13 protein-coding genes are annotated in these 13,631 nt (G+C 71.7%); all 13 read right to left on the bottom strand.

Going from position 1 to position 13,631, the window contains the following annotated elements; genetic code table 11:
* Nucleotide 1 precedes the first annotated feature (1 nt).
* Entirely contained in the window at nt 2–766 is a 765-nt protein-coding gene (gene dapB, locus J0911_RS00075) for a 4-hydroxy-tetrahydrodipicolinate reductase (RefSeq protein ID WP_207273360.1), read from the bottom strand.
* 111 nt (nt 767–877) lie between these two features.
* Nucleotides 878–2,206, bottom strand: coding sequence for a M16 family metallopeptidase (locus tag J0911_RS00070; protein ID WP_207273359.1), 1,329 nt, complete (start codon nt 2,204–2,206; stop codon nt 878–880).
* 1 nt (nt 2,207) lies between these two features.
* Nucleotides 2,208–4,463: a polyribonucleotide nucleotidyltransferase gene (locus J0911_RS00065; RefSeq protein ID WP_207273358.1), complete on the bottom strand. Its 2,256-nt coding sequence runs from the start codon at nt 4,461–4,463 to the stop codon at nt 2,208–2,210.
* 193 nt (nt 4,464–4,656) lie between these two features.
* Nucleotides 4,657–4,926: a 30S ribosomal protein S15 gene (gene rpsO / locus J0911_RS00060; protein ID WP_207273357.1), complete on the bottom strand. Its 270-nt coding sequence runs from the start codon at nt 4,924–4,926 to the stop codon at nt 4,657–4,659.
* A 176-nt stretch (nt 4,927–5,102) separates the two neighbouring features.
* Entirely contained in the window at nt 5,103–6,866 is a 1,764-nt protein-coding gene (locus J0911_RS00055) for a bis-aminopropyl spermidine synthase family protein (RefSeq protein WP_207273356.1), read from the bottom strand.
* Nucleotides 6,867–6,880: 14 nt separating this feature from the next.
* Nucleotides 6,881–7,102 carry a helix-turn-helix domain-containing protein gene (locus J0911_RS00050; protein WP_207273355.1) on the bottom strand — a complete coding sequence of 74 codons (222 nt, stop codon included), beginning with the start codon at nt 7,100–7,102 and terminating at the stop codon, nt 6,881–6,883.
* On the bottom strand, nt 7,102–7,710 hold the full coding sequence (locus J0911_RS00045) for a DUF2975 domain-containing protein (protein WP_207273354.1): 609 nt from the start codon (nt 7,708–7,710) through the stop codon (nt 7,102–7,104). The genes J0911_RS00050 and J0911_RS00045 overlap by 1 nt, the downstream gene beginning before the upstream one ends.
* Before the next feature lie 59 nt (nt 7,711–7,769).
* Complete coding sequence (locus tag J0911_RS00040; protein ID WP_307864834.1) at nt 7,770–8,135, bottom strand: GntR family transcriptional regulator; 366 nt, start codon at nt 8,133–8,135, stop codon at nt 7,770–7,772.
* A 101-nt stretch (nt 8,136–8,236) separates the two neighbouring features.
* Nucleotides 8,237–9,196 (bottom strand): bifunctional riboflavin kinase/FAD synthetase, encoded by a 960-nt coding sequence (locus J0911_RS00035; protein WP_207273353.1) that lies wholly within the window; start codon nt 9,194–9,196, stop codon nt 8,237–8,239.
* 208 nt (nt 9,197–9,404) lie between these two features.
* Nucleotides 9,405–9,839 carry a hypothetical protein gene (locus J0911_RS00030; RefSeq protein WP_207273352.1) on the bottom strand — a complete coding sequence of 145 codons (435 nt, stop codon included), beginning with the start codon at nt 9,837–9,839 and terminating at the stop codon, nt 9,405–9,407.
* A gap of 120 nt (nt 9,840–9,959) precedes the next feature.
* Complete coding sequence (gene truB / locus J0911_RS00025; protein ID WP_207273351.1) at nt 9,960–10,925, bottom strand: tRNA pseudouridine(55) synthase TruB; 966 nt, start codon at nt 10,923–10,925, stop codon at nt 9,960–9,962.
* Nucleotides 10,922–11,383, bottom strand: coding sequence for a 30S ribosome-binding factor RbfA (rbfA, locus tag J0911_RS00020; protein WP_207273350.1), 462 nt, complete (start codon nt 11,381–11,383; stop codon nt 10,922–10,924). Before rbfA ends, truB begins: the two co-directional genes overlap by 4 nt.
* Before the next feature lie 136 nt (nt 11,384–11,519).
* Nucleotides 11,520–13,631: translation initiation factor IF-2 (gene infB / locus J0911_RS00015; RefSeq protein WP_242636062.1), on the bottom strand; the 2,112-nt coding region annotated here is incomplete at its 5' end.

Below are 13,631 nucleotides of genomic sequence, written 5' to 3'. Positions count from 1 at the left end.
CTCACGCCAGGTCCAGCACGTGTTCGAGACCCACGGTGAGCCCCGGACGGTCCGCCACGGCCCGCACTGCCACGAGCACACCGGGCATGAACGACGAGCGGTCGAACGAGTCCTGCCGGATCACGAGCTGCTCTCCCGGGTTGCCCAGGAGGATCTCCTCGTGCGCCACGAGACCGCGCAGCCGCACGGCGTGCACGCGCACACCGTCGACGTCGGCGCCTCGGGCCTCCCACCCCGTCTCGGTCGCGTCAGGAGACGCGGGAAGGCCGGCGTCGGCCCGTGCCGCCGCGATGGCGGCGGCCGTGTGCCGGGCCGTGCCCGACGGCGCGTCCACCTTGTCCGGGTGGTGCAGCTCGATGACCTCGGCCGACTCGAACCAGCGGGCCGCCTTCGCCGCGAACGTCATCGCCAGCACGGCCGACAGCCCGAAGTTCGGCGCGATGAGCACACCCAGGCCGGGCGTCCTCGTGGCGTTGACCCGGTCGAGGTGCTCGGCGACCCGGCCGCGCGACGCGTCGTCCCAGCCCGTCGTCCCGACGACGGCATGTGCCCCGGCGTCGAGCACGGCATGCACGTTCTTCTCGGCGGCCGAGGGCACCGTGAAGTCGACGACGACGTCCGCCCCGGACAGCGTCTCGCCCGTGACCGGGTCGTCCTTGTCGAGCCGCGCGACGAGCGTCAGCCCGTCGGCTGCCTCGACGGCGGCGCAGGTCTGCGTTCCCATCCGCCCGGCCGCGCCGAGCACGGCCACCTTGATCTCGGCCATTTCCTCGCCTCTCTCGTCAACGGTCGCCTCGTCCGGGCATCGACCGTGTCATGTCGCGTCGTGGGACGGTGACCCCGAGCACGATGACGTGGTCGACGGGACGAGGCCGGGTCACGCCGCGAAGGGTCCCACGCGGACCACCGAGCGCGGGCGGGACGCCAGATCCTGGGCCAGGGCCCGCACGTCCTCGCGGGTGACCGCGCGGATGCGTTCGAGGCTCTCCTCGAGCGAGTAGAGCTCCCCGTACACGAGCTCGGCGCGGCCCAGACGGCTCATCCGGGACCCGGAGTCCTCCAGGCCCAGGACGAGCGATCCGCGCAGCTGGCCCACCGAACGGGCCAGCTCCGCCTCGGTGATACCACCGTCGGCCAGTCGCTCCAGTTCCTGGACCAGCAGCTTCTCGACCTGCTCCGCCTTCGCCGGAGCGCACCCCGCATACAGGCCGAACGTTCCCAGGCCGCCGTGCCCGGCCGCGAACGAGTACGTCGTGTAGGCGAGACCCCGCTTCTCGCGGACCTCCTGGAACAGCCGGGACGACATGCCGCCACCCAGCGTGGCGTTCATCACGGAGAGCGCGAAGCGCCGCTCGTCGGTCGCGGCGAGTCCCGTGCCGCCCACGATGATGTTGGCCTGTTCCACCGGTCGTTCGACGGTCCTGCTCGTGCCCTGCGTGGGGATGCCGTCCGTCTGCGGCGTCGGATCCCGCCTCGTCCGCGGCGCGACCGCTTCCTCCAGGATCCAGCCGCCGTCGGTCAGGGAATGGACCACCAGGTCGCACAGGCCGTCGTGGTCGACGCCCCCGGCGGCGGCCACCACCAGCGTGCCCGGCTCGTAGTGGGCCCGGTAGTGGTTCCAGACCGCGTCACGGGGCACCGCCCCGATCGTGTCCGCGGTGCCGCCGATGGGCCGGCCCAGCGGGTGCGAGCCGAGCACGGCCGCCGAGAACTCCTCGTGGACCACGTCCGCGGGGTCGTCGTCGGTCATGGCGAGTTCCTCGAGGATCACGCCGCGCTCCGTCTCCAGCTCCGTGGCGTCGAGGCGTGCGCTCGTGACCATGTCACCGATCACGTCGACCGCCATCGGGAGGTCGGCGTCGAGCACGCGCGCGTAGTAGCAGGTGTGCTCCTTGCCGGTGGCCGCGTTCGCCTCCCCGCCGACGGCGTCGAACGCCTCGGCGATGTCGAGGGCGCTCCGCCGGTGGGTGCCCTTGAACAGCAGGTGCTCCAGGAAGTGCGTCGACCCGAAGTGGCCGTCGGTCTCGTCCCGGGAGCCGACGCCGACCCACGCCCCCACCGTCACCGAGCGCAGGCCCGGCATGTGCTCGGTGATGACACGAACGCCGCCGGGCAGGACGGTGCGACGAATGGTCGCGCCGTCCTGCCCGGCGGTCAGGTCGGCACCGGGCTCGCCCGCGGCTGCGAGCGGCAGGTGCCAGGGCATGTCAGGCTTCCGCGCCGGCCGGTGCCGCCTCGGGCGCGCCGGAGTCCGCGGCGTCGTCCGACGCCTCGCCCTCCTCGGTCACCGCGACCAGCGAGAGCTTGCCGCGCGGGTCGATCTCGCCGATCTCGACCTGGACCTTCTGGCCGATGGACAGGACGTCGTCGACGTTCTCGATGCGCTTGCCGCCCACGAGCTTGCGGATCTGGCTGATGTGCAGCAGCCCGTCCTTGCCCGGGGACAGCGAGATGAACGCGCCGAACGACGTCGTCTTGACGACGGTGCCGACGAACCGCTCCCCCACCTCGGGGACGTGCGGGTTGGCGATCGCGTTGATCGCCGCGCGGGCGGCCTCCGCCGAGGGACCGTCGACCGCCCCGATGTAGACGGTGCCGTCGTCCTCGATGGAGATGTCCGCGCCCGTCTCCTCCTGGATCTGGTTGATCATCTTGCCCTTGGGCCCGATGACCTCGCCGATCTTGTCGGTCGGCACCGTGATCGCGATGACGCGCGGCGCGTTCGGGGACATCTCGTCCGGGGTGTCGATGGCCTCGGCGATGACGTCGAGGATCGTCAGGCGGGCGTCGCGCGCCTGCCCCAGGGCCGCGGCCAGGACCGAGGCCGGGATGCCGTCCAGCTTGGTGTCCAGCTGGATCGCGGTGACGAACTCGCTGGTGCCGGCGACCTTGAAGTCCATGTCGCCGAACGCGTCCTCGGCGCCGAGGATGTCGGTCATCGCCGCGTAGCGCGTCTCGCCCTCGACCGTGTCGGAGACGAGGCCCATCGCGATGCCCGCGACCGGGGCCTTGAGCGGCACACCGGCGTTGAGCATCGAGAGCGTGCTGGCGCACACCGAGCCCATCGACGTCGAACCGTTGGACCCGAGAGCCTCCGAGACCTGGCGGATCGCGTACGGGAACTCCTCGCGGCTCGGCAGCACCGGCACGAGCGCGCGCTCGGCGAGCGCACCGTGACCGATCTCGCGGCGCTTCGGGCTGCCCACGCGGCCCGTCTCACCGGTCGAGTACGGCGGGAAGTTGTAGTTGTGCATGTAGCGCTTGCGCGTGACGGGGCCGAGCGAGTCGATCTGCTGCTCCATGCGCAGCATGTTCAGCGTGGTGACGCCCAGGATCTGCGTCTCGCCGCGCTCGAACAGCGCCGAGCCGTGTACGCGGGGCAGGACCTCGACCTCGGCCGACAGGGTCCGGATGTCCGCGAGGCCACGGCCGTCGATGCGGACGCCCTCGGTGAGGACGCGCCGGCGCACGAGCGCCTTCTGCAGCGACCGGTACGCGGCCGACAGTTCCTTGCCACGTCCCTCGAAGGCCGCTCCCTCGCCCGCGAGGTCGGCGAGCAAACCGTCCTTGATCACGTCGAGGCGGTTCTCGCGGTCCTGCTTGTCCGCGATCGCCAGGGCCTCGCGCAGCGGCTCGGCCACCGCGGCCTCGACCGCGGCGTACGCGTCGTCCTGGTAGTCCGGGAAGAGCGGGAACTCCTGCGTCTCCTTCGCGGACTGCGCGGCCAGCGCCGACTGCGCCTCGCACAGCGCCTTGATGAACGGCTTGGCCGCCTCGATGCCCTCGGCCACGACCTCCTCGGTCGGGACGGTGGCACCCTCGCGCATGAGCTTCATCGCGTCGTCGGTGGCCTCGGCCTCGATCATGGCGATCGCGACGTCGTCGCCCACGACGCGGCCGGCCACGACCATGTCGAAGACCGCCCGCTCCTTGTCGGAGTGCTTCGGGAACGCGACCCACTGACCATCGATCAGCGACACCCGGACCGCCCCGGCGGGGCCGGAGAACGGCAGGCCGGACAGCTGCGTCGAGGCCGACGCGGCGTTCATGGCCAGCACGTCGTACGCGTCGTCCGGGTGCAGCGCCATCACGGTGATGACGATCTGCACCTCGTTGCGCAGGCCCTTGACGAACAGGGGGCGCAGCGGTCGGTCGGTGAGGCGGCAGGTCAGGATCGCCTCGGTCGAGGGACGCCCCTCCCGGCGGAAGAACGAGCCGGGGATGCGGCCCGCGGCGTACATGCGCTCCTCGACGTCCACCGTCAGCGGGAAGAAGTCGAACTGGTCCTTGGGGTGCTTGCCGACCGCGGTGGTCGACAGCAGCATGGTCTCGCCGTCGAGATAGGCGGCGACCGCACCGGCGGCCTGCCTGGCCAGACGGCCGGTCTCGAAGCGGATGGTGCGGGTGCCGAAGCGACCGTTGTCGATCACGGCCTCGGCGAACTGGATCTCGGGACCCTCCACGGGTGCCCTCCTTTTCGGATCGGCGCCGCGCATCCCGTAACGGTCATCGATCGAGGCCCACCGAACCGTTGTTCGGGGAGCCACTACCGAGGACCGGACGCGGACCGCGCCGGCGCGCTGTGTGCTTGTTCCTACATCTCACCAGACCAGCCCGGCCCCTGCAGGAGGGACCGGGCTGGTCTCGGAGCTCATCTCAACGGCGCAGACCGAGTCGCTCGATCAGCGAGCGGTAGCGGTTCACGTCGATCCGCTGGAGGTAGCCCAGCAGACGGCGACGCTGGCCCACGAGGAGCAGCAGCCCACGACGGCTGTGGTGGTCCTGCTTGTGGGACTTGAGGTGCTCGGTGAGGTCCTTGATGCGCTGCGTCAGCAGGGCCACCTGGACCTCCGGGGAGCCGGTGTCCGTCGGCGTCTTCCCGTACTCGGCGACGATCTGCTGCTTCGTGGCGGTGTCGAGCGGCATGGCTCTCCATTCGTGTCGTTGCGCGGTGCTCCCGGACCGATTCACGGGGCGCTCTGGATCCGCGGCCGTTCTGACGGCCCTCCTACCTTACCTGGTGCGCGGCGTCGCCAGTGGTCGCGCGGGCTGTGACGTTGGCGTCTCCCCCGCGCCCCGCCGAGGGACGGGCCGGCCCGAGGTCAGGAGACGGCCGTTCCCCGAACGGGCGGCGACGCCTGCCTTCCTGTCGCGTCCGTCACGGAGCCGGTCACGGCCGCCAGCACCGCGCGCACCGTCTCCCGCGGGAGCGAGAGGAGCGGGCGGGCGATCGTGCCGGGCCGCAGACCCGCGGCCCGGGCGGCCGACGCGACGGCCTCGCGCGCCTCGTGCCTGCTCACGGCCACGCCCGTCGTCCGGGAGGCCTTGACCAGGGCGTCCCGCCAGGCGGTCTCGAGCTTCCGGGCGGCCCCGCCGAGCACCTGGCGGCACGCCACGGCGGCCGGATCCCGGGGCTCCCCGGCGTCGTCCGCGACCAGGATCGCGTGCTTCGGGCCGGGCGTGCTGCGGCGGAACGTCAGATTCCACTTCCCCGTGAGGTCACCGCCCAGCGCCTGCTGCGCCGCCTGGCTGACGATGTCGGGGTGGTTGTTCGGGACCGCGACCGCGACACGGCGCGCGTTGACACCGAGCAGCACGCGGTAGAGCCACGTGCCGGGATCGTCGGACAGGTCGGCCGCGAGCGCCGACGACCTCGCGTTCCTGAGCGAGGCCTGGGCCGATCCGTCGAGGAGTGTCTCCAACGAGAGCTCGGTGGCAGCGGCGGGGGCGGTGAGGAACACGGTCGCGGCCACGGGCGTCGCGTCCCGTCCGTGCGCGGCCGCCAGGACGGCGTCGTGCACGGCCCGTCTCCCTGCGTCGCTGCCGGCCTCGACGGACTGGGCTCCGTGCGTATAGATGTTCACGGCGTCGGTGGTGACGCGGGCGAGGGATCGCCATGTGCGGGCGGTGGGGCGGCACACGTACTGGTCGCTCGCACTGCCCACGGCCTGGGCACCGACGTAGCGGTTGAAGTGGGGCAGGATCGCCTCGTAGACGAGGGAGAGCTCGCCGATCGCCCGTTGCACGGCGAGGCCGAGGCCGGGGTGATGGGTGCCGTACCCGTAGGCGAGGAGCAGGCGGCCGTGCTCGCGGTCGCGGAGCCCTTGGAGGCCGCGGGCGAGGAACAGCCGGACGCCGTCGGGCGTGTAGGGCGGGTCGGTGAAGACGAGGTCGGCGGTGCCACGCGCGATCTCGGGGAGCCCGATCCGGAGGTCGGCGTAGGCGGTCTCGATGTCGAGCCCGTGCTCCCCGGCGACGGCGTCGATGTAGCCGAGGAGGTCCTCGTCCACGTCGACGACGACGGCGCGTGCGGCGGGGTTGCGCAGGCACGTGACGATCGAGGTGAGGTCGTGGTCGCCGACGCACAGGAGGGTGGCCCCGGCCAGGTCGTACGTGCCGTCCATCCACAGGGCGCGGCGGACGGTGGTCTCCGGTGTCGCGGGCACGTGGTCGAGGGACTTCTTCGGGCGGGGGGCGCCGGCGACGATCCGTTCCATGTCGCGCAGGAGTCCGGAGGCGTCCGGGAGCAGGTCGTCACCGGGCAGTCCGAGGGCGGTCGCGGCGAGCTGGGGGGCGTCGGCCAGCTCACGGTAGGCGTCCGCCCGATCGGCCCGGATGCGCAGGGTGTCACCGGCGGTGAGGAGCTCCGCGCCGAGGGCCGTGACGACCTGCTCCACGAGTCGCCGCGGCAGTGCGGTGGACCGGACGACGTCGGCGAGGGTGGTGCCGTCCGCCAGCATGGTGAGGGCCTGCCGGTGGCCACGCCCGGCTGCGCCGAAGGTGCCGATGAGTTCCCGGACCGCGTCGATCGGAGGCGGGTCCTCGACGGTGCCCCGGACCTCACCGGCGGGAGAGTGCGATGCCATACGCGCAACCTATGTCACCGGATCACCAGCAGGTCCCCCGGGGTGCAGTCCAGCGCGTCGCAGATCGCGGTGAGGGTGCTGAAGCGGATCGCGCGGGCACGGTCGTTCTTGAGGACGGACAGGTTCACCACCGTCACGCCGACGATCTCCGCGAGCCGGGTGAGCGTCATCCCTCGGTCCGCCAGCAGCTCGTCGAGACGGCAGTGCACCCGCCCGGCGTCGTCCTCCGGTGGCATCAGACGAGGCCCTCGCTGTCACGCTGCAGCTTCTCACCGATGGTGAACGCCATCGCGAACGCCGCCAGCGCCAGGCCGCCGAACCACGGCAGGAAGTCGACCTGCAGCGAACCACCGGACGGGTGGTCGGGTGCCGACAGCACGGCCAGGACACCGTTGTGCTGGAAGGTCGCGAACACGAGGTGGAGGGCCGCGCCGCCGAGGATCACCGCCGCGATCAGGTTCACTCGCAGGGTGTTGGCGGGTGTGAACACGGCGCCCCGGAGCAGGGCTCGGCACAGGCCGATACCGAGGAACGCCACGACGATCCAGACGACCGGGTAGACCACCGAGGCGCCGAGCACGCCGGCATAGGTGGCCGGCGGCAGGTCCGACACCTGCACGATGATCGACCCGATGTCCGCCCCGACGAGTTCCCCGTCCGGGCCGAGCGGCACCTCCGCGCGCACTGCTTCGGGGGCTATCTCGACGGGCACGTCCCGGTTGGGCAACACCTCGGCAAGGCGGCGGACCAGTTCCGTCAACGCGAGGACGATCGTGACCACAGCCACGACGATCACCACGTGCACGTCACCCGACGAGGCGCGGAACCACTTCGGCGTCTTCATTCGACCCTCCTGGGCTTATCGAGTTTCGATGGTATCGAAACACGATAAGCCCAGGGCCGTCAAGGAGCTGACCTGCGGTCGAGGGCTGCGCGGACGATCTTCAGCGCGTCGTCGAGCTCGAGGCCGAGCTCGTGGGCCGTCGCCGCGTAGCGGTCGGCGGCCGCCCGGGCGGTCTCCAGGCGCCGGCTGCCGCCCGCGCTGACGAAGGTGCCCGCGCGACCGCGGGTCTCCACGAGGCACGCCGCCTCCAGTTCCCGGTAGGCGCGGGCGACGGTGTTCACAGCGATCCCGAGCTCACCGGCCAGGGCGCGCACCGTGGGCAGACGCGCGCCGACAGGCAGCGTGCCGTCGGCCATCTGGCGGGCAAGGCCGGTTCGAACCTGTTCGAACGGGGGGACGAGGGAGTCGGAGTCGATGGTGATCACGGCATCCACGATGCCAGTCACACGCCTGCCGTTGCACCCCTGTGGCGAGGTCGGTCGACACCGGACGGCACCGCACGGGTGCCGAGCGACTCAGGATCCGCTCAGGCGCTCAGGATCGCCCGCGCCCGGGCCACGTCGTCGTGCATCTGCGCGATGAGCGGTTCCATCCCGTCGAACCGGATCGTGGGCCGCAGATGCTCCGTGAACTCCAGGACGACCTGCTCGTCGTACAGATCGAGGTCGTCCCGGTCGAGCACGTACGCCTCGACCCGGCGCTCCACGCCGTCGAACGTGGGGTTCGTCCCGACGGAGATCGCGGCGGGCAGCACGCGGTCCGGGTCCGACGGCGCGCGTTCGGCCAGTTCCGGGCGGCGCAGCCAGCCGGCGTACACGCCGTCGGCCGGCACCATGCCGGCGATGTCTCCCAGGTTCGCCGTCGGGAAACCCAGCTCACGGCCACGTGCGTCGCCGTGCACGACCGTCCCCCGGACGCGGTGCGCCCGGCCGAGCACGTTCGCGGCCGCGGCCACGTCGCCCTCGCTCAGCGCCGCCCGAACCGCCGTCGACGACCACCGGTGGTGGTCCTCCCCGCCCACGTCCTCGATGGCCACCACCTCGAACCCGTGCTCGCCACCGAGCTCGACCATGGTGGACAGCGTGCCGGCGTTCTGCTTGCCGAAGCGCACGTCGTGCCCGACGACGACGGTCCGTGCCCGCAGCCCGTCCACGAGGTACTTCCCGACGAACTCCTGCGGGGTCTGCGCCGCGAAGTCGAGCGTGTACGTGACGACCAGCACACCGTCGAGGCCGGTCGCGGCCATCAGGCCGAGCCGGTCGGTCAGGCTCGTGATCAGTTCGGGCGCGGTCTCGGGGCGGTGCACCGCCGCCGGATGCGGGTCGAACGTCACGGCCACCGCCCGCCCGCCGTCGGCCCGCGCCAGCGACACGATCCGGCCGAGCACGGCCTGGTGGCCACGGTGCATGCCGTCGAAGTTGCCGATCGTCACCACGGACGGCCCGAAACCTGCGGGAACCTGGTCCAGGTCGGTCCACACCTGCACGCGGAATACTCCTTCGGCGCCGGAAGGGTCGCGCGGCCCTCCGGCCGCGGCGTTCGCGGCGGAGATGCCGCGCTGGACCAGCGTGCCACGCCGGACCCGGGAACGCGCAATCGCCGCGGGCGGTCAGCCGGGAAGGACGGCCCCGACCACGCCGAGGGAGTCCTGCCGGCAGAGGCCGGCGTGCCAGGTGCCGGCGTGCCAGGTGCCGTCAGGACCGTAGGGCCGGTTGCCTGACCGAGTAGATGAAGCCCGTGAGCCGGTGCTCCCCGAGCGACTGGCGCACCGTGAGGTCGAGGATCTTCAGGAAGTTGCCGAACTCGACCTCGGTCATCGTCGAGCCGATGAGCTGGATGTTCCGGTCGCCGACCGCCCGCCAACCCATCTGCGTCGGATCGAGCGGCTCGACGATGCTCTCGGTCAGCACCGCCGGGTACCGCGTCCGTACGACGACGCGCCCCTGAAGCGCCACGAGCGTCAGGTACGTCTCCTGGAACGCGATCCCGAGCTCGGTGTTCTCCGGCCACCACGGCAGCGCGGACACGAGCGCCTGCAGCAGCTCAGGACTGCTGTCGGTGCCCTCGGTGCCCTCGTCCACGATGTCGACGCTCGTCTCTCGCCCCACGAGGGCGGGGAGCGCCGCCACCACTGCCCCGACGTCTGCAAGACCCGCTGTTATCCGTACCCCCACGAGGCACAAAGGTATCAATCCGACATGGCACTCAGGAAGTCTGGAAGTGATTGACAATCACCATGAATTGGCTGATCAGCGGGTGACCAGAACCGGCTTGGCCAGTTCCTCGCCCTGACGGCGGGTGTCCTCCACCAGGGCGACGAGTTCTCCCGCCGGGCCGATCGCCGCGAGAACACCAGGTCTCCCGCTCGGCGCGATCCACTGCCCGAACCCCAGGGCCCGCGCCTCCGCCTCGCCCACCTCCCGCACCGGCAGCACACCACGAGCGGCGTCGGCGAGGGGCAGCGTCGTGAGCGTGCCGTCCTTGTCGGCCTGGACCTCCATCGCGTCCAGCGTCCGGGCCGCGTCGAGACCGTACCCGCCCACGCGCGTGCGGCGCAGCGCGGTCAGGTGCCCGCCGGTGCCGAGGTCGGCGCCGAGATCGCGGGCGAGAGCCCGGACATACGTCCCGGACGACACGGTGACCCGGACGTCCAGGTCGAGCACCGGAACGCCGGCGGCCTCCCCGGCGCGGGCGGCCAGCACGTCGAAGCGCGACACCGTGACGGGACGCGCCGCGAGCTCGACGTCCTGGCCGGCCCGGGCGCGCGCGTACGCGCGCTCGCCGTTCACCTTGATCGCCGAGACCGTGGTCGGCACCTGGAGGATGTCCCCCGTCAGGCGCCCGACGGCGGCACGGAGCGCGTCCTCGGCCACGCCGGAGGCACCCGCCGTCGACGTGATCTCGCCCTCGGCGTCGTCCGTGGTCGTGGCCACACCGAGACGGATGGTGGCGTCGTAGTCCTTGTCGGCGCCCACCACGTAGGTCAGCAGACGGGTGGCCTTCCCGACGCCGAGCACGAGCACGCCCGTGGCCATCGGGTCGAGCGTGCCCGCGTGGCCGACCTTGCGGGTGCCTGCCAGGCCTCGCGTCCGTGCGACCACGTCGTGACTGGTCCAGCCCGCCGCCTTGTCGACGACGACGAAGCCGTCGGGCGCGGTGGGACGCCGCGGAGGACGCCGTGCCGCCTGCCCGCGGCGCTGGGCGCCCGCGGTCACTGCTCGTCGTCGAGCTGCTGCTCGGACTGGTCCGCGTCGCCGGAAGCCTTCTTGTACGGGTCGGCCTCACCCGCATGCCGTGCCCCCGCGCGCAGGGCCGCCAGCTCGGCGTCACGGCGCTGCGCCTCGAGCAGCGCGGCGTCGAGGTGGGCCGCGCTCTCCGGCACCGCGTCGAGGTGGAACTCGATCGTGGGTGTGAGTCGGACTCCCGTCTGCCTGCCCACCTCGCTGCGGATCATCCCCGTGGCGCTCTTCAGCGCGGCGGCGGTGCCCTCACGGTCCTCGTCGGAGCCGTACACGGTGTAGAACACCGAGGCGTTCTGCAGGTCGCCGGTCACGCGTACGTCGGTGATCGTCACGAACCCGAGACGCGGGTCCTTGATCCGCGAGTCGAGCATCTGCGCGACGATCACCTGGATCCGGTCGGCGAGCCGCCGGGCACGAGGATTGTCGTTCATGGGTCTTCCCTTCTCCAAGAGAGGAGGCCGCGCGGGCAGGCCGCCGCCGTGGCGACGACGGCCTGCCCGCGCGGCCCCGGACACCGGGGTGGTGCGGCCGCGAACGGCCTCACCACCCGGGTGTCGTGTCGACGGGTCAGCTGCGCGGAACCTCGCGCATCTCCCACGTCTCGATGATGTCGCCCTCGGTGATGTTGTTGAACGTCCCGAGCCCGATACCGCACTCGAAGCCCTCGCGGACCTCCGTGGCGTCGTCCTTGAACCGCTTGAGCGACTCGACCGTGAGGTTGTCCCCCACGACCGTGCCGTCGCGCAGCACACGCGCCTTGGCGTTGCGGCGGATCTCGCCGGACCGGACGATCGAACCGGCGATGTTGCCGAACTTCGAGGACCGGAAGATCTCGCGGATCTCCGCGGTGCCCAGCTGGACCTCCTCGTACTCCGGCTTGAGCATGCCCTTGAGGGCCGCCTCGATGTCGTCGATCGCCTGGTAGATGACCGAGTAGAACTTGACGTCGACGCCCTCGCGGTCCGCCAGCTCCTCGACACGCTCGCCGTACTTGACGTTGAAGCCGAGGATCACCGCGCTGTCGACCGTGGCCAGGTTGACGTCGTTCTGCGTGATGGCACCCACACCGCGGTGGATGACGCGCAGTTCGACCTCGTCGCCCACGTCGATCTTGAGCAGTGCGTCCTCCAGCGCCTCCACGGCACCGGACACGTCGCCCTTGAGGATGAGGTTGAGGCTCTCGACCTTGCCCTTCTTGAGCTCGGCGTCGAAGTCCTCGAGGCTGATCCGCTTGCGGCGCTTCGCCAGCAGCGCGGCACGCTCGGCGGCCTGACGCTTCTCGGCGATCTGCCGTGCCGTGCGGTCGTCCGGCGCCACGAGGAACGTGTCACCGGCGCTCGGCACCGACGTCAGACCGGTCACCTGGACCGGACGGGCCGGAGTGGCGACCTCCACCGCGTCGCCGTGCTCGTCGATCATGGCGCGCACGCGACCGTGCGCGGTACCCGCCACGATCGCGTCGCCCACCTGGAGCGTGCCGGACTGGACGAGCACCGTCGCCACGGCGCCCCGACCGCGGTCGAGGTTGGCCTCGATGGCGACACCGCGCGCGTCCTTGTTCGGGTTCGCCCGCAGTTCCAACGACGCGTCGGCCGTCAGCAGGACCGCCTCGACCAGGTCGTCGATACCGATGCCCGGCTTGGCCGCGACGTCCACGAACATGGTGTCGCCGCCGTACTCCTCGGCCACGAGGTTGTACTCGGTGAGCTGCTGGCGGACCTTGGCCGGGTTCGCGCCGTCGACGTCGATCTTGTTGACGGCCACCACGATCGGCACGCCGGCGGCCTGCGCGTGGTTCACCGCCTCGACCGTCTGCGGCATCACGCCGTCGTCCGCCGCGACCACGAGGATCGCGATGTCCGTCACGTCCGCGCCACGGGCACGCATGGCGGTGAACGCCTCGTGGCCCGGGGTGTCGATGAACGTGATGGCGCGGTCGACGCCCTCGTGCTCGTGGTGGATCTGGTACGCACCGATGTGCTGCGTGATACCACCGTGCTCGCCCGCGACGACGTCCGACTTCCGGATGGCGTCGAGCAGCTTCGTCTTACCGTGGTCGACGTGACCCATGACGGTCACGACCGGCGGCCGCGGAAGCTGGTCCTCCTCGGACTCGCCGGCCTCCTCGGCCTCCAGGTCGATGTCGAAGGCCCCGAGCAGTTCCCGGTCCTCCTCCTCGGCCGAGACCATCTCGATCACGTAGCCGAGCTCGGCGCCCAGGGTCCCGAACGTGTCCTCGTCGAGGGACTGCGTGGCCGTGGCCATCTCACCGAGGTGGAACAGCACCGTCACGAGCGCCGCGGGGTTCGCGTCGATCTTGTCGGCGAAGTCGTTCAGGGACGAGCCCTGACGCAGCCGCACGACGGTGGAGCCGTTGCCCCGGGGCACACTGACGCCGCCGAGCGACGGCGCCTGCATCGCCTCGAACTCCTGGCGCTTCTGCCGCTTGGACTTCCGGCCCCGGACCGGGCGACCGCCGGCACGCCCGAAGGCGCCCTGCGTCGACCCGCGACCGCCGCCGCCGCGTCCGCGGAAGCCGCCACCGGGGCGACCGCCACCGGGAGCTCCCCCCGGACCGCCCGGGGCACCGCCGCCGCGGCCACCGGGGCCGCCACGACCGCCACCGGGTCCCGGACGCTGGCCGGGACGCGGCATCGACGTCTTGCCCGGCATCATCCC

Origin of the sequence: Myceligenerans salitolerans, from assembly GCF_017349295.1 — a bacterium.
In the GTDB taxonomy this organism is placed as follows: Bacteria; Actinomycetota; Actinomycetes; order Actinomycetales; family Cellulomonadaceae; genus Myceligenerans; species Myceligenerans salitolerans.
Note: the sequence above shows the minus strand (reverse complement) of the source record. Positions and strands in the feature narration are given on the sequence as shown.